Origin of the sequence: Bacillus sp. 16GRE42, from assembly GCF_019837435.1 — a bacterium.
GTDB classification, from domain to species: Bacteria; Bacillota; Bacilli; order Bacillales; family Bacillaceae_G; genus Bacillus_A; species Bacillus_A wiedmannii.
Genome location: NZ_JADAXF010000001.1, coordinates 2,091,976 through 2,113,138 on the forward strand (window position 1 = coordinate 2,091,976; position 21,163 = coordinate 2,113,138).

Consider the following 21,163-nt stretch of genomic DNA (forward strand, 5'->3'; position numbering starts at 1 on the left):
TTTAAGCTATAAAAATCACAAAAAAGGTACGCTTCTCTCTACTAAGATTCGCGTACCTTCTGCCCTATAAACCAATCAACTTCCAACGAACTCTCTAACTAATCCTTTCGCCTTCTCCAAAGCTTTCTCAATTTGCTCAAATCCTGTCCCGCCAGCACTGTTACGACGCTTTACAGCTGCATATGGTGAAAGAACTTCATACAAATCTTCTTCAAATAATGAGCTCATTTCTTTATATGTTGCTAGTGGTACATCTAGTAAATAAATTCCTTTTTGTGTGCAGTGTAGCACTAGCTTCCCAACAATTTCATGAGCTTGACGGAATGGTAGTCCTTTACTTGCTAAGTAGTCAGCAATTTCTGTTGCGTTTGAGAAATCTTGCGTTACAGCTTGCCCCATCTTTTCTTTGTTGACAGTCATCTTCTCTAACATGCCTGCCATAATATGAAGGCATCCTTCTACTGTTTTTACTGTATCAAACATTCCTTCTTTATCTTCTTGCAAGTCTTTATTGTAAGCGAGCGGTAATCCTTTCATGACTGTAAGTAAACTAAATAAATTACCGTACACTCTGCCCGTTTTACCGCGGATTAGTTCCGCCATATCTGGATTTTTCTTTTGCGGCATAATGCTGCTTCCCGTTGCGTATTGATCGCTCATTTCAATAAATTGAAACTCTTGGCTACTCCATAAAATAAGTTCTTCGCAGAAGCGTGATAAGTGCATCATGAGCATAGATGAGTTACTTAGGAACTCCAGTATGAAATCACGATCGCTTACTGCATCTAAACTATTTTCATAGATTCCATTAAATCCAAGAAGCTCCGCACTATATTCTCGGTCAATCGGGAATGTTGTCCCAGCTAATGCTCCTGCTCCTAATGGTGAAATGTTAATGCGCTTTAATGAATCTTCATAACGATTCACATCACGCTCTAACATCCAAAAGTAAGCGAGAATATGATGCGCAAATGAAATTGGCTGCGCACGCTGCAAATGCGTATAGCCAGGCATAATGGTTTCAATATTATTTTCCGCTTGATGAACAAGAACCGTTTGCAATTGTTTTGTAGCTTTAATAATATGCTCTACTTTTTCTTTTAAATATAAATGCATATCAGTCGCTACTTGATCGTTACGGCTTCGCCCAGTATGAAGTTTCCCTCCTACTTCGCCAATTTGTTCAATTAACATTTTTTCAATGTTTAAGTGAATATCTTCTGCTTCTACTGAGAATTGAAGCTTATTCTCTTTTGCTTCTTTTAATAAATACTGAAGCCCTACCTTTATTTTCTCAGCTTCTTCTTTCGTAACGATGCCTTGCTTTGCTAGCATCGTTACGTGTGCAATACTTCCGTTTATATCTTGATTTACTAATTGTTGATCGAAGGAGATGGATGCTCCAAACTCTTCAACCCACGCTTCCGCTTCTTCTGTAAAACGTCCGCCCCAAAGTTTGCTCACGCTTCCACCTTCTTTTGATTCACTTGGCTGTATACTTTCGTCGGTAAACCGAATAATGAAATGAATCCAACTGCTGCATCATGATTAAATTCGTCCTGAGCAGTATATGTTGCTAATTTTTCGTCATATAAAGAGTACTCAGATTTACGTCCTTCTACAATCGCATGGCCTTTAAATAGTTTCACACGCACTGTACCTGTTACATTCTTTTGCGTTTCTTGTAAGAAAGCGTTAAGCGCTTGTTTTAAAGGAGAGAACCATAAACCGTTATAAATAAGTTCTGTTATTTTTTGCTCAATCATCGGTTTAAAATGCGCTACTTCTTTTACGAGTGTTAAATCTTCTAGCTCTTTATGCGCCGTGATTAATGTCATTGCTGCTGGACATTCGTATACTTCACGCGATTTAATACCAACAAGGCGATTTTCTACGTGATCGATACGTCCAACGCCATGTTTTCCAGCAAGTGCATTTAACTTTTTAATTAATTCTGAAAGTGAATATACAGTACCATTTAAAGTAGTCGGTACTCCTGCTTCAAAGCCAATTTCTACAAACTCTGGTTTATTCGGTGTATCTTCTAATGCCAATGTCATCTCATATGCATCTTCTGGCGGTGCTGCCCATGGATCTTCTAAAATGCCACATTCGTTACTGCGTCCCCATAAGTTTTGATCGATTGAAAATGGGCTATCTAAATTAATAGGAATTGGAACATCGTTTTCTTTTGCATATGCAATTTCTTCTTCACGTGACCATTTCCATTCACGTACAGGCGCAATCACTTCTAAGTAAGGATTTAACGCTTGAATAGAAACTTCAAAACGAACTTGATCATTCCCTTTCCCTGTACATCCATGTGCAACTGCAGTCGCCCCCTCTTGTTCTGCAATTTCTACTAATTTCTTAGCGATAAGTGGACGAGATAATGCAGAAACGAGAGGGTATTTCCCTTCGTATAACGTGTGTGCTTGCATAGCCATCAATGCATATTCATTTGCAAATTCCTCTTGAACATCAATCATATATGATTTAATTGCACCTACTGAAAGTGCCTTTTCTTTTACGAATGCTAAGTCTTTACCTTCCCCTAAGTCTAAACAAAGCGCGATAATATCATAATTCTTCTCTTGTAACCATTTAATTGCAACGGAAGTATCAAGACCTCCGGAATATGCTAATACCACTTTTTTCTTCTCCATTTTGCATCCCCCTAAAGAATAAATATTCATTTTCTTTTATAATAATACACACTTTAACACCTTTTACAAAATGTATCAAGAGTCATTTTCAAATTTTTTCAAACAATTTCGTCGAACTTCTTTCTGTTTTTATGTACAATATAAGCAGGAAAACGGGGGTGAACTGATGGAAAAGTATTTCTTATACGATGAACATCTAGGAATTGAAATTCCGCATTTACAAGAAGACTGGGAAAGTATCCCCGAAAAAATGCAGCATGCTATTTTATTAAAATGGGAACAAGTTCGCGGAAAGATTCCTGATCGTATAAAAGAGCTTGAACACTATATTAATGCAAAACAGCATCATTTAAATAACGAAGAAAACTTCGAAATTTCCTGCAAACTTAATTCAGAAATTGCCGATCTCGCTTCCATCATTAATGACCTTTGGCTTTGGTATCGACTCACTCAAAATGTATCTGAGGGGAAAGCACACCAATGAAAAAAAGCATGCCCCTCAATCACTTTGGGTCATGCTTTTTTGTCGTAACACGATTTACAATATATTTCTTGTGCTGTTTTCGCCAAACATACATCAAACGGTCCAACTAATATACTTCTTTCCTTTGGCAACTTTACAAAAGCAACGAGCTCTTCTTCATATTGAATCTTTTTCTGACATGAAACGCATACTAATTCTTTTCTTTTGAACATGTCTTTTAGCATATCTTCTCTCTCCCTTTCATCTATCTATACTGATATAATCTCATAATAATTAAGACTTGTAAAAAAATGACACATTCTGAAACAAATTATTCATATACTATGTACAAAAGGAGGTCTCAATTTTATGCGAGCTTTCATTATTATCGCTTTAACTTTTTTAAGTGTGATTAGCTGGGATGCGTTTTTTAAAGATAAAGGTGACCAGAAAGATACAACTGAATAAACGCCATCTTTTTCTTACTTATTGGACAAACTTTTAAACACTGTCCGATTTCACGAAATAACTTAGGCTTTTCTACAAAAATATTTAAACATAACAATTTTTGTAGATTCCCTCCGTTTATTGTCGGTTTCCATCCGCATACATTTTTTGAAAGTATGATATAATAATATAAATCTTGAAGGAAGGGATTTTGATATCATGATCGCTCGAAGGAGCATGTGGCATCGTATTGACGAATCATACACGTAGCGTATTTTTCAGCTCAGATACTTTAGTCTAGCGAAAAAAATACGAGAGTGGGGAAATTATGATTGCCCGAAGGATAATTTGGCAAAAAAAAGACTCTTCTTACACATAGCGTTTTGTTTAGGACTTAATTGTTACTAGCTAAACAAAACAAAGAAGAGCAGGATTGCTAAATGAAGAATCCTACTCTACGTTTTGTTTAGTCGTTTTAAGACTTAAACTAAAACGAAGGTAGGGAGAATTGATGGACGAGAGGATTATTCGTTATTTCTTCAGCGACATATAGCGTAGTTAGTTTTTTTCGTAAACTAACTGAAGCTACATGTGAGCTCGTAGTTAGTTTACAACACAAAAAGGACTACTAACTACGGAAAGAAGGAATAACGATGAGGAACATCCAAAGTCGACAAATTATTAAAGAAATTTTTATGGTTTTAATCGGTTCATTTATTTTAGCAGCAGCGCTATATCACATTCACTTCCAAAACCACTTAACAGAAGGTGGCTTTGTAGGAATTGCACTATTCATCCAAAATTTTTATGATATTTCACCATCCATTTCAACTGTAATTATGGATATCCCAATTATTTTACTATGTGCTTCATTTTTAGGTAAAAAAATGGTTGGCTATTCATTCCTAGGTTCGATTTCATTCGGAGTATTTTATTCTCTTATGGAAAATTATTCTCCATTTACGGTCGATTTATCAAATAATTTATTTATAGCTGCAGTAGTTGGCGGTGCGTTAGCTGGTATTGGACTCGGTTTTATATTGCGATTTGGCGGTGCAACCGGCGGAGACGATATTTTAACAATTGTATTAAGTAAACGAACTCGTTTTACAATTGGGCAAATTTTCTTCGTCTTTGACGCGATTGTTCTTGCGCTTTCATTATATTATTTAAATTGGACAGAAATTGCTTTTACTATTCTTTCGATTGCCGTACAGGCAAAAACATTGGATTTAATTTATTATCCAAAAGCAGAGAAGAAAGCAGAAAAGCAACCAGTATCTATTCCAATGTCCAAAAAGCATGCAACAAATTAAAAAAGCGAAAGGCTTCGGCCTCTCGCTTTTTTTTACGCTCTTTTTTCCTTCTCGACTATGTGGCGCACTTGATAAAATCTATTTGCAAATTCAGTAACGTTTCTCGTTAAACGATAGTTCACTGTAGACCCGATTGCCATTCCAATTACCGGAATACCTTGGAATAATTTACGACGTAAAGCATAAATCGAAAATGTTTTCAAAATTTGTTTTAACACAACTTCAGTAGAAGCTGGCTGTAACACCGCTTCGTCTCCTTCATAAAAGAACGAATCTTCTTGCTCTAGCTCTTGCAGTAAATTGTACCATGCGTATTGCTGAAGCCTTCCTGGTAGTAATGACGCATGAAACACCTTTAACGCAAGCATCATTTCATAAGGCTTGTTCACATCATGTCCAAATGATGTTGCAATAAGTTGAACAGCTTTCACATTTAACGCGATCATAACCGGAAAATCAGCTGTTAATAATAATAAACCCCCAGCACCCGTTGCTCCGCCTTGTACGAATGAATATAGGCGATGTCGTGCTGTTTGTTGCTCTGCTATGTATGTTAATTGATCAATAGATAATGCTTTCAAATCTTCTAGTTGCTCAATCGATTCATCAAATAATCTCGACGTTCCTAAAATACGATTACGCGCATCTAATTGTGATTGTGAACTTTGAATCAATGCATGCAAATGAAAGAGCCATCCATCTGCTTTCGTAAAGAAATCTTTTCGTTTTTTCTCCGGCAATTTCGCAATTGTAGTATGTACCCATTTATCAAACATTTTTTGAAAATCAGTCGCTTCTTGCTCAACTAATTGCGATTCCCATTCTTTTATATTGTCTAAAATGGCTTGTTCTCGCTTCGATCGCATCGTAACAACCACCTCGTTCGATTTTTTTCTATTGTAACATATTTCTGCTTATTCTTTGCAAATATGCTTGTCTATCTTTATTCACATACCATTTTTTAGTGACATAAAATATTAGCAAAAAGGATGAGATAAATCACATGAATCTATCCAATATAAAAAAAGAATATAATGCAGTATTCAGCTTAGGACAAAACTGCTGGCCTGCTTGGGCTTTATATCAATTCTATTTATCACCCTTTTTTGGCGTTATCGATTTTATGCTAAGCCCTTCATTAGAAAAAGTGAATGTATTATTACAAAATCGATTTGACCGTTTTTTACAGTTCGAAAACTTATCCTTCATCTCATTTTGGGATGATGGTGCGAAATTAAGACTCCGTGACAACCTATATGAAATCGACTCCTGCCACGACTTTAAAACAGATGTAAACACACCAACATCTTGGCCTTCTTATACAGAAATTAAGTTAAACTATGAGCATCGAATTCATCGTTTTCTAACTACAATGGAAACGGCAGAATCCATATCGTTTATTCGAACTGGAGGAACATACGAAGAAGCACGTTCCTTGGAACAAATTTTATCTCAAATAGTTAAACATACATTCTCTGTCCTATTACTCATTCCTGAAGATGTACCAACTATCGCCCAAGAAGATTGGGGATTACAAAACATTTGTGTTATAAAATGCCCTATTATGGATGTATACCAGTACAATGAAGCATTTTGGAATGATTTATTTGATGGGATCACGATTAGACCGCAAGCTTAAACACGATACTTTTTATTACACACTGCCTTATAATCATCCTTATACAAAAGAAATAAGGAGTGATTATATATGTATCCACGTGCAAAAGCTTTTGGCATTACTATACATCACGATCGCCTTCTCGTACAAGAATATCATACAGGCGATGAAACATATTACCGACCTCTTGGCGGTTCAATTGAACTTGGTGAAAAATCAGCACATACCGTTATTCGTGAATTTAAAGAAGAGCTTCATACAGAAGTGGAAATCACCAATTATTTAGGCTGCTTAGAAAACATCTTGCATCTTGATGGAGAAGTTGGTCATGAAATCATTCAACTATATTCTTTACGCTTATTAGACACATCACTATATGAAATGGAAATACTGAATATACAAGATGAGCAAACAGCATCATATGCGAAATGGATTCCCATGACAGCATTCATTCAAAAAGAGAAAGCACTATATCCAGATGGAATCTTGAAATATATCCAACAAAAAAAAGACGAAACCCTATAGGATCTCGTCTTTTTTCATATAGTATATTAACCAATATCTCCAAGACGTAGTACGTCACGAGCGATCATAACTTCTTCGTCAGTTGGAATTACGATAATTTTTACTGGAGAGTGTGGGAAGCTGATGAATGCTTCTTCACCAAATACGTTATTACGTTTTACGTCGAAGTATACACCCATGTACTCAAGGCCTTCTAATACGCGCTCACGAATAACTGCACTGTTTTCACCGATACCAGCTGTGAAGATGATTGCGTCTACACCTTTCATACGAGCTGTGTAAGAACCGATGTATTTGTGGATACGGCTTACGAATACATCAAGTGCTACTTTCGCACGGTGGTCGCCTTCTTCTTCTTTCGTGATGATGTCACGTAGGTCACTAGAGTAACCAGTAAGACCTAACATACCACTCTTCTTGTTTAATACGTTAACTACTTCTTCTACTGTTTGGCCTGTTTTTTCCATGATGTATGGAATTAACGCAGGGTCAATGTTACCAGAACGTGTACCCATTGTTACACCAGCAAGTGGAGTGAAGCCCATAGAAGTATCGATAGATTTACCGCCTTCTACTGCTGCGATACTTGCACCGTTACCTAAGTGACAAGAAAGTAAGCTTAAGCTTTCAAGTGGACGACCTAATAATTCAGCCGCACGCTCAGTTACGTATTTATGAGAAGTTCCGTGGAAACCGTATTTACGGATGCCAAATTTCTCATAGTACTCATATGGTAAGCTGTATAGGAAAGCAGATTCCGGCATTGTTTGGTGGAATGCTGTATCGAATACTGCTACTGCTGGTACGTTTGGTAATACTTCTTGGAATGATTTAATACCAACAAGGTTTGCTGGGTTATGAAGTGGTGCTAAATCGCTTAATTCTTCGATATCAGCTAATACTTCATCAGTAATTAAAACAGAATCAGCAAATTTTTCGCCGCCGTGTACAACACGGTGACCGATACCGCCAATCTCATCAAGAGATTTTACGATTCCGTTTTCAGTTAATTTCTTAAGAAGCATGTTAACTGCTACTGCATGATCTGGGATGTTTGTAATTTCTTTTTGTTTTTCGCCATTTACAGTAATTGAGAAGACACTATCTTCTAAACCGATACGTTCTACTAAACCTTTTGTTAATACTGTTTCACTTGGCATTTCAAATAATTGGAACTTTAAGGAAGAGCTTCCTGCGTTAATCGCGATGATTTTTGACATCTAGTCTTTCGCCCCTTTTTCTCTTGGTAGTTGTGTGGATATGTCCACAAACCGCTCGATTTTATCTAATTAAATTCACTCATTATGAAAACGTTTCATCATTAGTAAATTTTATACTCACGATTTTAATTTAAACATCGTCCGACATATATTTCAAGTGAAAAAATTGTAACACCAAGAAAAAATATATATTACAGATTTCAAAAAAATTCAGTTTAATCTAGTATATATTTAAAAATATGACATATCATATAAAACTGTACTACATGAATTACTAACCCTGTTACATATACCTTGCCTTATTTGTGGGTTGCAAACCAAGTATTTAATTGATCCATAATGTTCTCCATCGCCTTCATGTTGGAGAATTTAGGTAACTCCACTAATAACGCCTGTTTTGGCATTGTTACACTAGGACCTTTCTTTTGGAGAACAAATATACTTTTTGCATTTTTCTCGTTTTTAAACATGGAAACAGGTAGCTGTAATAGCCCTTGAATAAAACATGTTTCTTTAATAAATGCATGTAATTTTGGTGCTTGATCACTTTCAAAAATGAAGTTTGGTACTAGGAAGAATAAGTACCCGCCTTCTTTCGTATGTTTCACACTTTGTTCAATAAATAGGTGATGGGCATACGACATTCCTTCATCTGCTTTTAACTTATATTCACTTGCACCGATTTCATTTGGATAGTAACCAATCGGTAAGTCTGAAACGACTGCATCAACCGGATCGATATAAAGTGGCGCTAGTCCATCTTGATGGAAGAATTCGATTGCATGCTTTTGTAAATTCGCATTTACTAAAGCAAGTTTAATTAGCACTTCATCCACTTCTACACCAAATCCACTCATTGCTATTCCTTCTTTGGCGCTATTAAATACTGTAGTCATTAAGTTACCTGTTCCAATTGCAGGATCTAAAACAGTAATTTCGTTTTGCCCTTGCATAAATTTATGGAATAAGTAGCTCATGAACATTCCAACTGCATCAGGCGTCATTTCGTGATTCGCTTGTACGCCTTCTTTCATTCCTTTTAAAATGGCTAACTGAAATGCTTTACGAATTTCTTCACCTTTATATGTTTCTTCATTAAACGTACTATATTCACGATTCAGCCTTTCAATTGCTGATTCGGATAATTCCTCTTGTAAAATTGCTCCTTCAAACAAGTTATTACCTGTTTCTACAAGCGCCTCTAAATATGTTACATCTAATTCTTTACGTAAAACTACCGCAGAAGAATCAAAAATAGAAAATAATGTTTCTACTGTCTGACTCACGTACATTCCTCCTTCTCTCTTTTACACATAACTTATATCATACCACAAAGTGTTTTTTTCCAAAAAGAAAAAGCGACCTCCTGCAAAGAGCTCCCCTTTAAGTTATATATGATATAACGTTTTTTCTCATATATTGGTACCATTACGCAGCAATACATGAGAAAAAACGACCTCTTTATAAGAGGTCATTTCTTTCACATTATTTTGCCGCTTTAGCTGCTTCTAATGCTGCTTCATAGTTTGGATGGCTTGTACCTTCGCTTACGTACTCTGCGTAAACTACTTTGTCGTTGCTATCTACTACGAATACTGCACGAGCAAGTAAACGAAGCTCTTTCATTACTAAGCCGTAAGCTTCACCGAATGAAAGGTCACGGTGGTCAGAAAGTGTTACAACATTTTCTAAACCGTTTGCTGCACACCAGCGTTTTTGAGCGAATGGTAAGTCAGCGCTAATTGTTAATACTTTTGCGTTTTCAATACCTGCTGCATCTTGGTTAAAACGACGTGTTTGTGCATCACACACACCTGTGTCGATTGAAGGTACAACACTAATTAATTTTACTTCGCCTTTGTATGTTTCTAAACTTACTGGAGATAAGTCATTTGCTAATACTTGGAATTTTGGCGCTTGATCGCCAACTTTAACTTCTGTTCCAACTAAAGTCATTGGGTTACCTTTAAAAGTTACGTTTGCCACTTGAAAATCCTCCCTTATTTAAACAAAATATGTACAATGTAAATGATAGTTTGTCCCTATCGATAATGCAAATAAAATCGCTTTATTTACAAAAAAATTAAAGAAGCTAATCCATTGATTAGCTTCTTATTTGTTAAATTTGAAATTCAGGATCGTCTTCTTTTCGTTTATCCATCATTTCCTTCACTTTATCAACAGCTTGTGGCGCTAATTCAATTATTTTATCGATGACGTGTGTTTGCTTATCTAAATGCAACACTTTTACACCGTCTCCATTTATAACAAGAAAAGCAACAGGATTAATAGAAACTCCTCCACCACTTCCCCCGCCAAATGGATGACGGCCTGAATGTTCTACTTTTCCAAATTCACTTCCACCAGCAGCGAATCCGAAACTAACTTTCGAAACGGTAAGAATTACACTTCCATCTGCCGCTTTAATCGGATCACCAACAATTGTATTTACATCAGTCATTTGTTTTAAATGCTGCATTGCGGTTGTCATTAAACCTTGAATTGGATGGTCCATTCTATATCCCCCCTATGCTTGAACAGATTTTTCTGTCATACCAGATCTTTGCTTCCTCATAAACACAAGTAATTTTACCGCTGTTTTTACAGTACGGAATATACGAAAAGATGCTGTTAACTCACATCTTGATGCAAATCCTTTCCCTTGAAAAACAGGGGTAATTTCAAATTCTGGTACGTCGACAATATGCATATATTGTCCTACAACTCCAGCAGCCATTCCTTTTGTCCCCCATGCATATCCAGTGACAATTCCAGTGCTAGCTGCGTCGCCTGCTCCAATTTGCGTGTGCCATTTCCACCCATTGATTTTCACTCGTTTGAGAAAATCTTTAACAATAGTATGAACTTCTTGTAGCTTTTTTATCAGCTCCCCCATACTATCAAGTTGCGCCATAATTTTATTATCTAATCCACCGTCTTTTTCAGCTTTTTCGATTTTCTGCCCTGTCTTTTTCTGTTGTTTTTCAATTCTTTCCAATACATCAAACGTATATCGAATCATCCATATTTTCACTTGAAACAAACATTGCTTTTCCATTTCTGAATATAAAAATGTCACTTTAAGCTTTATTTTCGACAATAGTATAAGCAAAATAAAAAGGAGAAGAATTATTATTCCAATCACGAGCCACTTCATACTTATCATCCTTTCACTCCGTACCCATTATCGACAAGTTTATTCATCATTAAACAGAATCCTTTAAGATTGAATATAAAAATTTTTCTAAAAATAAAAAAAGGATTTTGACATTTTATATCGAAATATATTATTTGAACATATCTTCAAGAACGTATTTGGATGATATGTAGCACGAAAAACAGAAAATTTAACTGCAGTGGAGGGATACATAATGGCAGATCGTCGCAATTTATTTTTCTTTTATGGTGATGACAAAGCAACGCTCGTTGAAAAAATGAAACCAATCTATCGTATTTTAGAAGAGAATGGATTCACCATATTAGATAATCCAAAAAATGCAAACGCTATCGTCAGTGTTGGAGATGATGCAACTTTCTTACAAGCCGTTCGTAAAACTGGTTTTAGAGAAGATTGCTTATACGCAGGGATTTCTACGAAAGATGAAATTTCGTTCTACTGCGATTTCCATATTGATCACGTTGATACAGCCCTTCAAGAAATTACAAAAAATGAAATTGAAGTGCGAAAATACCCAACAATTCAGGTAGATGTAGATCACGGTACATCTTTCCATTGTTTAAATGAGTTCTCATTACGTTCTAGCATTATTAAAACATTCGTAGTAGATGTTCACGTTGATGATCTATATTTCGAAACATTTAGAGGGGACGGTTTAGTTGTTTCTACCCCAACAGGAAGTACAGCTTACAATAAATCGTTACATGGTGCGGTTGTTGATCCGCTCATCCCATGCTTCCAAGTAAGCGAACTCGCATCATTAAATAACAACACATACCGTACGCTCGGTTCACCGTTCATTTTAAATCACAAGCGTACATTAACTTTAAAACTAAAACCAAACGGTAACGATTATCCTGTTATCGGTATGGATAATGAAGCGCTTAGCATTAAACAAGTGGAAAAAGTTGTTGTACGCTTAAGCGATAAACAAATTAAAACAGTTAAATTAAAAAACAATTCCTTCTGGGAAAAAGTACAGAGAACGTTTTTATAGTATTAAAATAACCGCCGAATTACGGGATTCCATAATTCGGCGGTTATTTATTTCTCTCGCTACCGGCCACTATTCTTGTCATTTTTTGTCGGTAAGTCGATATATTTTCACGCGTCTTTCCTATACACAATCTTCCCATCAATTACGGTCATTTCTGCTTGTACTTCTTTTATTTCTTCTGCCTCTATTTCAAATATGTTTCGATCTACTATGGTAAAGTCTGCCTCATATCCTTTTGCGATTTTTCCTCGCTTCGCTTCTTTTCCGATTGCATAGGCACTTCCTGTTGTAAATAAAGAGATAGCTTCATATACCGTTAATCTTTCCTCTGGCATATAGCATACACCGTCAATAAAACTTCTACGTGTAACAGCGCTATATATACCTAAAAACGGATTCACTTGTTCAATTGGTGCGTCAGATCCACCATTGCAGTGTAATCCTGCTTCTAGTAACGTCTTCCACGCGTATGCATAACGAAGACGATTCTTGCCTAGTTTTTCAATGACTGATGGGAAGTCCGATGACACAAAGACGGGCTGAATATCAATAATAGCCGGTAAATGTTTCATTCTCTCAATCAACTCTTCACGAGCGAGCTGACAATGAATAATGCGGTCGCGTAATCCTTCTACTGGTGGATATAATTCAAGTGCATCAATAACATACTGGAGCGATAAATCACCGATTGTATGAATCGCTACTGACATATGTAAATCTCGTGCCTTTTTCACTAACTCCGCAAGCTCTTCACGTGAGAAAATTGCAACTCCATTTGTTTCCTCCGCATCTTCATACGGTTCACTTAATAAAGCTGTTCTTCCGCCAAAAGAGCCATCAGAAAAAATTTTCATCGCCCCAAATTCAATATAATGCTCATTTTCATATTCTTTTCGTTCACCTGCTACTTCATGGTGAACGAGTAAATGTGCTTTAAATGACATTTCCTTTATAACATGAGAAAAAGCATTGTGCGTTTTTCTAAAACCACCGTAATAATTTAAATCTTCCGTATGCCCGCCAACGAGTCCATATTGCCAACAATTTTTAATTGCTGTTTGCAGGGCTCTTTGTAAATAAGCTTCATCAATTTCCGGCTGCACATGTTTAATTAATTCTTGCCCTTGTTCATATAAAAGGCCTGTTAACATATTTAATGAATCCCGGCCGATTTTCCCGCCTTTCGGGTCTTGCGTCATTTCTGTTATGTTCGCCTCTTGCAATATGTATGAATTCACCCATGTAACGTGGCGACAAACGCGCTTTAATAAAATGGGGTGTTCTTTAGAGATTTCATCTAGATCACGTACGTGAACTTTTTTTGTATCTGTAAAATTATTTTCATTCCAGCCTTCTCCAATAATCCAAGAACCTTTTGGCGCTTCTTCTACTCGGTTCTGAACAAGAGTCAACACTTCGCTATAAGATGTACAATTTGATAGATCTAATCGAAGTAATCTCTCCCCATGACCAATCAGATGCATATGACTATCAACGAGACCTGGAATCATCGTTTTGCCTTCTAAATCGTGAAATTTAACCGTAGCATATCGGTCTTCTAACTCTTCTTTACTCCCGACATCAACGATCATGCCCTTTTCAACATAAACAGCGTCTACTTTTTCATTCTCTTCTCGCATCGTGTAAATGGTGCCGCCATACCAAATTTCTCCCATATATCCCATCTCCTTTGTATTTATTGTATAAAAAAAAGCACCATTTCAAAACATGGTGCTTTTCTAAAAATTACTTTTGCTCAGTAGGATTCGTTGTGATTTGCCATTCAATGCTAAATTTATCTTTTAGTTGTCCGTATGCTGGGCTCCAGAACGTTTCTTGAAGTGGCATAATAACTTCTCCACCCTCTTGTAACTTTTCGAATACTTCTTTCGCTTTTTCTGCATTACTAATTTGAATTGCGATTGTTACTTGAGATCCGATTGCATGCCCTTGACCTGGGAATGTATCAGAAATCATAAGGTCCGTATTACCAACTTTTAAAGTAGCATGTAAAACGCGCTCTTTTGCTTCAGCTGGAATCGGGTATTCTGGATTTTCAGGCATATCTCCAAAAGTTTGCATGACTTCTACTTTTGCGTCTAACGCCTCTTTATAAAACTGTACAGCCTCTTGCCCACTACCATCTAAAACTAAGTACGGATTAATCCCTAAAATCATACGGACACCTCTTTTTTAAATTTATAAAATCGAACTTACGTTCGTTTTTATCTTATCATTGTTTGCCATTTCATTCAACTATTTCCTTCACTGTTTTCAAAATTATTTTGACGGAATCTCCATCTCTTGTTTTCTAAGTTCAATACGGCGAATTTTTCCGGAAATCGTTTTTGGTAGTTCATCTACAAATTCAATTTTGCGAGGGTATTTATATGGTGCAGTGAGTTCTTTGACGTGTTGTTGGAGTACTGGGATTAATGTTTCTTCGTTCTTGTCTATATTCTCTCTTAATACGATAAATGCCTTCACGACACTTCCTCGAATTTCATCAGGGCTTGCGACAACCGCACACTCTCTTACGTAAGGATGTTTTACGAGCGCATCTTCTACTTCAAACGGTCCAATTGTATAACCAGAGCTAATAATAATATCATCACCGCGCCCTTCAAACCAGAAATAGCCTTCTTCATCTTTCTTCGCTTTATCGCCGGTAATATAATAATCACCGCGGAATTGCATCGCTGTGCGCTCATCGTCTTTATAATATTGTTTAAAGAGGGCTGGCGTTTCAATGTGAACTGCAATATCACCAACTTCTCCTACCTGTACTGGAATACCTTCCTCATCTACAATATCAACGTGGTTGCCTGGCGTTGGTTTTCCCATTGATCCTGGTCTAATATCCATCCCTTTCATTACACCAACAAGCAATGTATTTTCCGTTTGTCCATAGCCATCTCTCACTGTAATATTAAAGTGCTTTTGGAACGTTTCAATGACTTCCCTATTTAACGGCTCACCTGCGGATACAGCGCTATGTAACGCTTCTAAATTGTACTCACTTAAGTCCTCTACTTTTGCCATTAATCTATACTCAGTCGGCGTGCAACACAGCACGTTCACCTTATTATCGTCTAACAAATTTAAATATGTTTTCGGTTCAAATTTACCGTTGTATACAAATCCTGTTGCACCTGATCCGAGAGTTGCTAAAAACGGGCTCCAAATCCACTTTTGCCAGCCTGGACTAGCCGTCGCCCATACAACATCATTCACTTCAATCCCGAGCCAGTTTGGAGCGCTCGTACGTAAATGAGCGTATGCCCATGCATGCGTATGAACAACACCTTTTGGATTTCCTGTCGTCCCTGACGTGTAAGATAAAAAGACCATATCTTCTTTATCTGTCGTTGTCATTTCTAACAGGTCACTTTCTGTTTCTAACGCTGTTTTTAAATTAATCCATCCATCTACTGACTGCTCGCTCAGAACGAATTTTTGAAGAGATTTCATCGCTTCTATATCATCAAACTGCCCAATGTACGGCTCATAACTTACGATTGCTTTTACTTCCCCGTGCCCAATACGATATTCAATATCCTTCTTGCGCAACATTTCCGAACTCGGAATTACGACAAATCCCGCTTTAATCGCAGCGATATACGTCATGTATGCTTCAATTAAACGTGGCATCATAATGAGGAGCTTGTCCCCTTTTTGGAGACCACTCTTTATAAAAGCGTTTCCAATTTTATTCGCACCTTTCATTAACTCAGCGTATGTAACTTCTCGTCTATTCCCTTTATCATCTTGCCAAATTAAAGCAAGCTTCTCTTTATCACTTGTATATTTCTCTATTTCAGAAACTAAATTATAAGACGGCGGCGCCAACAATTCTTCTCTCTTCATACAATATCCTCCTCCATTTCTATGCCTCCCTTATATAATAAAGAATTTTCAGTTAATTTTGAACCCTCTTCTTTTGACAAATTTTTTATGTCTATGTCGAAATAAATGTATAACGGTGCAAACAACAAAAAGAAAGAGCGGGAGAACCCGCTCTTTCTAAGCCATCATATATGGGATTATTTTTGGAAACCGCCTAATTGTTGCTCAGCTAGTGAAACTAGACGTTTAGTGATTTCGCCACCAACAGAACCGTTAGCGCGAGATGTTGCATCAGCTCCAAGTTGAACACCAAACTCTTGAGCGATTTCGTATTTCATTTGATCTAATGCTGCTTGAGCACCAGATACTGCTAATTTATTTGTGCTTGCCATGTTGTATCACCTCCTTGTGAGTATAGAGTGTGATAAACAACATGACTTCATACATATTTTAGATATGGTAATTTATGGTTTTAGAAAAGTTCTTCGAATTTTTCTTCTTCCGCCACTACTTCTACCGTTTGTAATACCATTGTTTCTTTGTTCGCTACAGCTTCATCGATTAATGGTGTGAAATCGTATTTCGCTTCAAAACGATTCGCTTTTTCACGCTTCGGCTTCGTCGCTGGGCTTGCTGGTGTGAATACTGTACAGCAATCTTCGTACGGACGAATTGAAATATCATATGTGCCGATTTCTTCAGCAATTTTAATAATTTCTAATTTATCCATCGTAATAAGTGGACGAATAACCGGATAGTTTGTTACTTCGTTAATTGTATGCATACTATCTAACGTTTGGCTTGCTACTTGCCCAAGACTTTCACCAGTCGTGATTGCAAGTGCATTACGCTCCTCTGCGATACGCTCTGTAATACGCATCATCATACGGCGCATAACTGTCATTGAATAGCTAGATGGAATTTCTTTATTAATCGTTTTTTGCACTTCTGTAAATGGAACAAGGTGAAGCGTTACACGTTTACAGTACTTCGTTAACTCTTGTGCTAAATCGATTACTTTTTGTTTTGCACGCTCGCTTGTGAAAGGTGGGCTATGGAAATGAACTGCTTCCACAGACACGCCGCGTTTCATCGTTAAGTACGTTGCTACTGGGCTATCGATACCACCAGAAAGAAGTACCATTACTTTTCCGCCAACGCCAACTGGTAAACCACCAGCTCCCATATGCTCACCACACATAATATAGCTGTAACCACTGCGAATTTCTATACGTACATTCACATCTGGATTATGAACATCTACTGTGATATCCTCTGTATTTTCTAAAATGTGTCCACCGATTTCTGGAAGTAACTCCATCGTCTTCATTGGGAAGCGCTTATCAGAACGGTGCACTGTAATTTTAAATGTTTTTACATCACCTTTTACTTGTAAGAAAGCTGCTAATGCACCTTTTTTAATATCTTCTAATTCTGATGGTACTTTCATCGCTAAGTTAAACTTATGAATACCAAATACATCTTTCAATCTTTCAGAAATTGCTTCATGGTCTTCGCCATTTAATTGGATGTACATACGATCATGCGTTGCATCGATTTTAATATTTGGGAACTTTTTCAGTTTAAACTTTACGTTATCTTTTAATGTGCTTACAAATTTAGAGCGGTTCTTACCTTTAGTCGTCATCTCTCCATAACGAACTAAAATATATTCATATGTCATCATATTCCTTTACCTCATCACTTCATGTAATTTTGGCATCGTCTCTTTCACAATACCTTCAAATTGTTTTACTTCTTCCATCGTGTTTTCTGGTGCCAAACTAATGCGAATAGCACTTGCAGCAGCGGCATGGGGTACTCCCATTGACACTAACACTCTGCTCACTTCATTTGCTTTTGAAGAACAAGCAGACTTCGTCGATACATATACACCGTGCTCTTCTAAAGCATGAACGACCACTTCTGGTTTTAAACCAACAAATGATACATTTAAAATGTGCGGTGCTGCATATGCAAGCGACGTATTGATCGTTACATCTTCCATCTCTTTAAAGAAACGGACAAGCTCTGTTTGTAAATTGTGCAAATGAGCTATCTTTTCTTTCACTTGTTCCATTGTCATGCGAAGTGCTTTCACCATCGCTACAATGCCAGGTAAGTTTTCTGTACCAGAGCGATATTTAAACTCTTGTTGACCACCTGATAAAATTGGATCTAACCTTACGCCATCACGTACATAAAGAAGACCCGTTCCCTTTACACTGTGGAATTTATGTCCAGATATTGAGCAAAGATCAATATGAGAAGCATATAAATCAAGCGGTACTTTTCCTATCCCTTGTACATGGTCCACATGGAATCTTATTTTCGGATAGTTCGATAATAACGTTCCAATTTCAGCAACAGGCTGAATTGCTCCAGTCTCGTTGTTCACATGAATAATTGACACAAGAATCGTATCTTCACGAAGTGCTCGTTTTACATCCTCTACCGATACAACACCATGCTCATTAACCGGTAAATATGTTACATCAAAACCGAGATCTTCTAATTGTTTATATGCTTCAAACACAGACGCGTGTTCAATATTTGTTGTAATGATATGTTTACCGCGCGAACGATTCCTCATCGCTATTCCTTTAATCGCAAGGTTATTCCCTTCCGTTCCACCTGATGTGAAAATAACCTCAGAAGGTTTAACATGAAGAAGCTGCGCTGCAATCGTTCTTGATTGTGTTAATAGACGCTCTGCCTCTCCCCCAAGCGAATGAATAGAAGAAGGGTTTCCAAAATATTTTCCAGCAACCGTTACGTACGATTGAAGGGCTTCTGGATATGGCTTCGTCGTCGCACTATTATCAAAATAGATCATCGTTCTTCCCCTTTCAGCGCTATCACATCATATAATCATATCACAAATACGTGTAATTACGCTAAGACTACTCAAAGGTTCCATTTTATCCCGATTGTGAAGGCCGATAATTAGCGAGGATGACCCTACTGACTACAGTTTCACTATATTTTAAAACGAATAACCTTACTGTATTCCGCTATTCATTATAGCAACATCGTCCCCAAAATTACACAAAAAAACAAACCCTTATGAAAGGGTTTGTTCATTGTCTACATATTCAGCTATTTTTTGAACAACGCCAGGTTCAAGTTGCTCTAGTATAGAAGCCGCTTGTTCTAAAGCTGCATCGTATTGATATTCACGGAATAATTTCTCCGCATAATTTAAGCTCTCTGCAAGGTTCTCATCATGACTGCGGTAACGATTACCGTATTGAATTAATTTTTCAACTAAATACGCTTGTCCAATTAACTCTTCTGTCATTTCAGCTACACCATTAACAGTTGTGTACGCTTCTTCTAAACTGCTATTTACAGCGTTCATATTTAACGGTTTCACTTCTAACTGTTCATATACAGCTTGCATTGCCATTTGTCCTCTTTTTAAATCTTCCATAATGCTTTCTGGAAGACCTGGCAAATTCGACTTTTTCATAAAACGTTTCGTTTCAAAAATGATATTTCGCATTTCTTGTAACTTCTCACGCGCTTCAAATTCTTCTTTACGCATCGTTTGCAACATTTCTTTATATTCTGCATGAAGTACTTTTAACGTTTCACATTGCTCATAAACCTCTTCTAGTTCCTCACGAATAATAGAGAAGGCAATATCTTGTTCCGCAACGCGTAATTGCAGCATTTCAAAACGTTTCATCAAAATGTGCATTTGCTTTTCAATTACTTTTTGAGACTCAATGTCCTTATCTTGTAACTGATAACTTTGTTTCACTAGTTGTGTTTCTGCTTTTGTTTCAATCGTTTCAATGCGAATTTCTTCTAAGTCTTCATAAACAGAAAGTGTTTTTTGCTCCACATAATGTCTCGCATGTACTTCTTGTTCCAGTTGATCATAGAAGCCATCTAAACGCGTTTTTAAGTTTTCTACTTTTTCAGCTGCTTCCGTTATATGAAGCTCCTGTATATCCATTAAACATGTTTGTAGTTGTGTCGTCATATCACGAACTTCTTTAGGGACTTCCAAATACTCTAATACATAACCTTGTCTTACCATATCATTATGTCCGTGTAATAAATCTTCCAGCTGAACTGGTAACGTCGCTTGACACTCTACCAATAAATCTGGAATTTGGTGAATAATGATTTCTAAGTTTGCCAAACCTTCTTCCAAACTAATAACAATTTCTCTCGCTTTTAAATAGTCACCATTATCTGTTGCCTCTTCAAAGCTTTTAAACTTATTAGATTCAGCGTCTAGCATTTCTTCGATTTTCTGCTCTGCTGCTCCATACATATGTCTATGAGCAAGAACACTCTTCTTCATACTACGATATGTATCACGTAACCCTTCAATTTCCGAGCTATTTTTTTCATGGCTTTCTAACAATTGCTGTAATTCATTTAAAATGTCTGTAATACGATTATCAGCGTCATCTAAACCACTTATGGATTCATTCATCGCATGCTTTGCTTTTCGGAAGGAGAATTGCGAGGCGAATTTTCGCGCTTGCGCTAAATCTTTGTCTGCTTTCGGAAGGGTTGTTGATACAATCTCATCCCATTCTTCACGCCATTTACCAAACAGTTCTTCTGTTTGACCTGTCATATTTAAGTCTTTCACCCGTTTTAGTTCATCTGCCACAGGCTTATCTTTTATCTCTTGTTTCCACTGCTCCAGTGCTTCAATATCTTTATATGAACGATTTCTTATCACAAGCTCTATCATGAGCAGCACTAGAATAGAGCTTACTACAATGATAACGATCGTCAGGATAGAATCCATGCAAAAAAGCCTCCTAGTTATATCTCTTTTTTTGTCCGTTCCGTTTATGAAATGGAAGGCATTATGTATAAAAAGGGAATCCCCCTATATTTAACAACTAACAATGTACT

General features: G+C 37.0%; 21 protein-coding genes. 5 read left to right on the top strand and 16 right to left on the bottom strand.

Annotation, left to right across the window (positions count from 1 at the left end; all coding sequences use genetic code 11):
- Positions 1–75: 75 nt before the first annotated feature.
- Positions 76–1,464 carry an argininosuccinate lyase gene (gene argH, locus ILS93_RS10875; RefSeq protein ID WP_088048016.1) on the bottom strand — a complete coding sequence of 463 codons (1,389 nt, stop codon included), beginning with the start codon at positions 1,462–1,464 and terminating at the stop codon, positions 76–78.
- Positions 1,461–2,666, bottom strand: a complete 1,206-nt coding sequence (locus ILS93_RS10880; protein WP_088048015.1) for an argininosuccinate synthase — start codon at positions 2,664–2,666, stop codon at positions 1,461–1,463. Before ILS93_RS10880 ends, argH begins: the two co-directional genes overlap by 4 nt.
- A 166-nt stretch (positions 2,667–2,832) precedes the next feature.
- Between ILS93_RS10880 and ILS93_RS10885 the strand changes: the two genes are divergently transcribed.
- Positions 2,833–3,150, top strand: a complete 318-nt coding sequence (locus ILS93_RS10885) for a hypothetical protein (RefSeq protein ID WP_064474585.1) — start codon at positions 2,833–2,835, stop codon at positions 3,148–3,150.
- Between the two features lie 29 nt (positions 3,151–3,179).
- Here ILS93_RS10885 and ILS93_RS10890 read toward each other — a convergent pair whose 3' ends face one another.
- Entirely contained in the window at positions 3,180–3,374 is a 195-nt protein-coding gene (locus ILS93_RS10890; RefSeq protein WP_000910293.1) for a hypothetical protein, read from the bottom strand.
- An 855-nt stretch (positions 3,375–4,229) separates the two neighbouring features.
- Here ILS93_RS10890 and ILS93_RS10895 point away from each other — a divergent pair.
- Complete coding sequence (locus ILS93_RS10895; RefSeq protein ID WP_048544413.1) at positions 4,230–4,892, top strand: YitT family protein; 663 nt, start codon at positions 4,230–4,232, stop codon at positions 4,890–4,892.
- Between the two features lie 32 nt (positions 4,893–4,924).
- On the opposite strand, the gene ILS93_RS10900 is transcribed toward ILS93_RS10895, so the two are convergent.
- A complete protein-coding gene (locus ILS93_RS10900; protein ID WP_001256871.1) occupies positions 4,925–5,758 on the bottom strand; it encodes an EcsC family protein in 834 nt (277 codons plus the stop codon).
- Positions 5,759–5,895: 137 nt separating this feature from the next.
- On the opposite strand from ILS93_RS10900, the gene ILS93_RS10905 reads away from it, so the two are divergent.
- Together ILS93_RS10905 and ILS93_RS10910 are read left to right on the top strand one after the other, a co-directional pair.
- Positions 5,896–6,531 carry a DUF1796 family putative cysteine peptidase gene (locus tag ILS93_RS10905; protein WP_088048013.1) on the top strand — a complete coding sequence of 212 codons (636 nt, stop codon included), beginning with the start codon at positions 5,896–5,898 and terminating at the stop codon, positions 6,529–6,531.
- Positions 6,532–6,600: 69 nt separating this feature from the next.
- Positions 6,601–7,035: an NUDIX hydrolase gene (locus tag ILS93_RS10910; RefSeq protein WP_222660440.1), complete on the top strand. Its 435-nt coding sequence runs from the start codon at positions 6,601–6,603 to the stop codon at positions 7,033–7,035.
- A gap of 26 nt (positions 7,036–7,061) precedes the next feature.
- Here the strand turns inward: ILS93_RS10910 and ackA are convergent, their stop codons facing one another.
- From ackA to ILS93_RS10935, 5 genes are all read right to left on the bottom strand, one after another.
- The gene (ackA, locus tag ILS93_RS10915; RefSeq protein ID WP_064474582.1) at positions 7,062–8,255 is read right to left on the bottom strand and encodes an acetate kinase; all 1,194 of its coding nucleotides are present in this window, start codon (positions 8,253–8,255) and stop codon (positions 7,062–7,064) included.
- Positions 8,256–8,554: 299 nt separating this feature from the next.
- Complete coding sequence (locus ILS93_RS10920; protein ID WP_142315006.1) at positions 8,555–9,541, bottom strand: class I SAM-dependent methyltransferase; 987 nt, start codon at positions 9,539–9,541, stop codon at positions 8,555–8,557.
- Between the two features lie 199 nt (positions 9,542–9,740).
- Positions 9,741–10,241 carry a thiol peroxidase gene (tpx, locus tag ILS93_RS10925; protein ID WP_000024522.1) on the bottom strand — a complete coding sequence of 167 codons (501 nt, stop codon included), beginning with the start codon at positions 10,239–10,241 and terminating at the stop codon, positions 9,741–9,743.
- A 133-nt stretch (positions 10,242–10,374) separates the two neighbouring features.
- The gene (gene ytfJ, locus ILS93_RS10930; protein ID WP_000350003.1) at positions 10,375–10,770 is read right to left on the bottom strand and encodes a GerW family sporulation protein; all 396 of its coding nucleotides are present in this window, start codon (positions 10,768–10,770) and stop codon (positions 10,375–10,377) included.
- 12 nt (positions 10,771–10,782) lie between these two features.
- Positions 10,783–11,421, bottom strand: coding sequence for a DUF2953 domain-containing protein (locus tag ILS93_RS10935; RefSeq protein WP_222660443.1), 639 nt, complete (start codon positions 11,419–11,421; stop codon positions 10,783–10,785).
- 205 nt (positions 11,422–11,626) lie between these two features.
- Here ILS93_RS10935 and ILS93_RS10940 point away from each other — a divergent pair, with 205 nt between their 5' ends.
- Positions 11,627–12,430 (top strand): NAD kinase, encoded by an 804-nt coding sequence (locus ILS93_RS10940; protein WP_064474580.1) that lies wholly within the window; start codon positions 11,627–11,629, stop codon positions 12,428–12,430.
- Positions 12,431–12,537: 107 nt separating this feature from the next.
- Here the strand turns inward: ILS93_RS10940 and ILS93_RS10945 are convergent, their stop codons facing one another.
- The 7 genes from ILS93_RS10945 to ezrA all read right to left on the bottom strand — a co-directional run bounded on the left by ILS93_RS10945 (position 12,538) and on the right by ezrA (position 21,053).
- A complete protein-coding gene (locus tag ILS93_RS10945) occupies positions 12,538–14,106 on the bottom strand; it encodes an amidohydrolase (protein ID WP_064474579.1) in 1,569 nt (522 codons plus the stop codon).
- 70 nt (positions 14,107–14,176) lie between these two features.
- Positions 14,177–14,608 carry a VOC family protein gene (locus tag ILS93_RS10950; RefSeq protein WP_088048009.1) on the bottom strand — a complete coding sequence of 144 codons (432 nt, stop codon included), beginning with the start codon at positions 14,606–14,608 and terminating at the stop codon, positions 14,177–14,179.
- Between the two features lie 102 nt (positions 14,609–14,710).
- Positions 14,711–16,297, bottom strand: a complete 1,587-nt coding sequence (gene mbcS, locus ILS93_RS10955) for an acyl-CoA synthetase MbcS (protein ID WP_149173673.1) — start codon at positions 16,295–16,297, stop codon at positions 14,711–14,713.
- Positions 16,298–16,473: 176 nt separating this feature from the next.
- Positions 16,474–16,668, bottom strand: a complete 195-nt coding sequence (locus ILS93_RS10960) for an alpha/beta-type small acid-soluble spore protein (RefSeq protein ID WP_000168890.1) — start codon at positions 16,666–16,668, stop codon at positions 16,474–16,476.
- Positions 16,669–16,748: 80 nt separating this feature from the next.
- Positions 16,749–17,963 carry a tRNA uracil 4-sulfurtransferase ThiI gene (gene thiI / locus ILS93_RS10965; RefSeq protein ID WP_000989277.1) on the bottom strand — a complete coding sequence of 405 codons (1,215 nt, stop codon included), beginning with the start codon at positions 17,961–17,963 and terminating at the stop codon, positions 16,749–16,751.
- 6 nt (positions 17,964–17,969) lie between these two features.
- Positions 17,970–19,112, bottom strand: coding sequence for a cysteine desulfurase family protein (locus ILS93_RS10970; RefSeq protein ID WP_098101983.1), 1,143 nt, complete (start codon positions 19,110–19,112; stop codon positions 17,970–17,972).
- A 228-nt stretch (positions 19,113–19,340) separates the two neighbouring features.
- Positions 19,341–21,053, bottom strand: a complete 1,713-nt coding sequence (gene ezrA / locus ILS93_RS10975; protein WP_064474575.1) for a septation ring formation regulator EzrA — start codon at positions 21,051–21,053, stop codon at positions 19,341–19,343.
- Between the last annotated feature and the right edge of the window lie 110 nt (positions 21,054–21,163).

Excerpts from the sequence above, each read along its gene's own strand:
- ILS93_RS10880 (WP_088048015.1), bottom strand. The coding sequence starts at position 2,666 with ATGGAGAAGAAAAAAGTGGTATTAGCATATTCCGGAGGTCTTGATACT.
- ILS93_RS10885 (WP_064474585.1), top strand. The coding sequence starts at position 2,833 with ATGGAAAAGTATTTCTTATACGATGAACATCTAGGAATTGAAATTCCG.
- ILS93_RS10890 (WP_000910293.1), bottom strand. The coding sequence starts at position 3,374 with ATGCTAAAAGACATGTTCAAAAGAAAAGAATTAGTATGCGTTTCATGT.
- ILS93_RS10895 (WP_048544413.1), top strand. The coding sequence starts at position 4,230 with ATGAGGAACATCCAAAGTCGACAAATTATTAAAGAAATTTTTATGGTT.
- ILS93_RS10900 (WP_001256871.1), bottom strand. The coding sequence starts at position 5,758 with ATGCGATCGAAGCGAGAACAAGCCATTTTAGACAATATAAAAGAATGG.
- ILS93_RS10905 (WP_088048013.1), top strand. The coding sequence starts at position 5,896 with ATGAATCTATCCAATATAAAAAAAGAATATAATGCAGTATTCAGCTTA.
- ILS93_RS10910 (WP_222660440.1), top strand. The coding sequence starts at position 6,601 with ATGTATCCACGTGCAAAAGCTTTTGGCATTACTATACATCACGATCGC.
- ackA (WP_064474582.1), bottom strand. The coding sequence starts at position 8,255 with ATGTCAAAAATCATCGCGATTAACGCAGGAAGCTCTTCCTTAAAGTTC.
- ytfJ (WP_000350003.1), bottom strand. The coding sequence starts at position 10,770 with ATGGACCATCCAATTCAAGGTTTAATGACAACCGCAATGCAGCATTTA.
- ILS93_RS10935 (WP_222660443.1), bottom strand. The coding sequence starts at position 11,421 with ATGATAAGTATGAAGTGGCTCGTGATTGGAATAATAATTCTTCTCCTT.
- ILS93_RS10940 (WP_064474580.1), top strand. The coding sequence starts at position 11,627 with ATGGCAGATCGTCGCAATTTATTTTTCTTTTATGGTGATGACAAAGCA.
- ILS93_RS10945 (WP_064474579.1), bottom strand. The coding sequence starts at position 14,106 with ATGGGAGAAATTTGGTATGGCGGCACCATTTACACGATGCGAGAAGAG.
- ILS93_RS10950 (WP_088048009.1), bottom strand. The coding sequence starts at position 14,608 with ATGATTTTAGGGATTAATCCGTACTTAGTTTTAGATGGTAGTGGGCAA.
- mbcS (WP_149173673.1), bottom strand. The coding sequence starts at position 16,297 with ATGAAGAGAGAAGAATTGTTGGCGCCGCCGTCTTATAATTTAGTTTCT.
- ILS93_RS10960 (WP_000168890.1), bottom strand. The coding sequence starts at position 16,668 with ATGGCAAGCACAAATAAATTAGCAGTATCTGGTGCTCAAGCAGCATTA.
- thiI (WP_000989277.1), bottom strand. The coding sequence starts at position 17,963 with ATGATGACATATGAATATATTTTAGTTCGTTATGGAGAGATGACGACT.
- ILS93_RS10970 (WP_098101983.1), bottom strand. The coding sequence starts at position 19,112 with ATGATCTATTTTGATAATAGTGCGACGACGAAGCCATATCCAGAAGCC.
- ezrA (WP_064474575.1), bottom strand. The coding sequence starts at position 21,053 with ATGGATTCTATCCTGACGATCGTTATCATTGTAGTAAGCTCTATTCTA.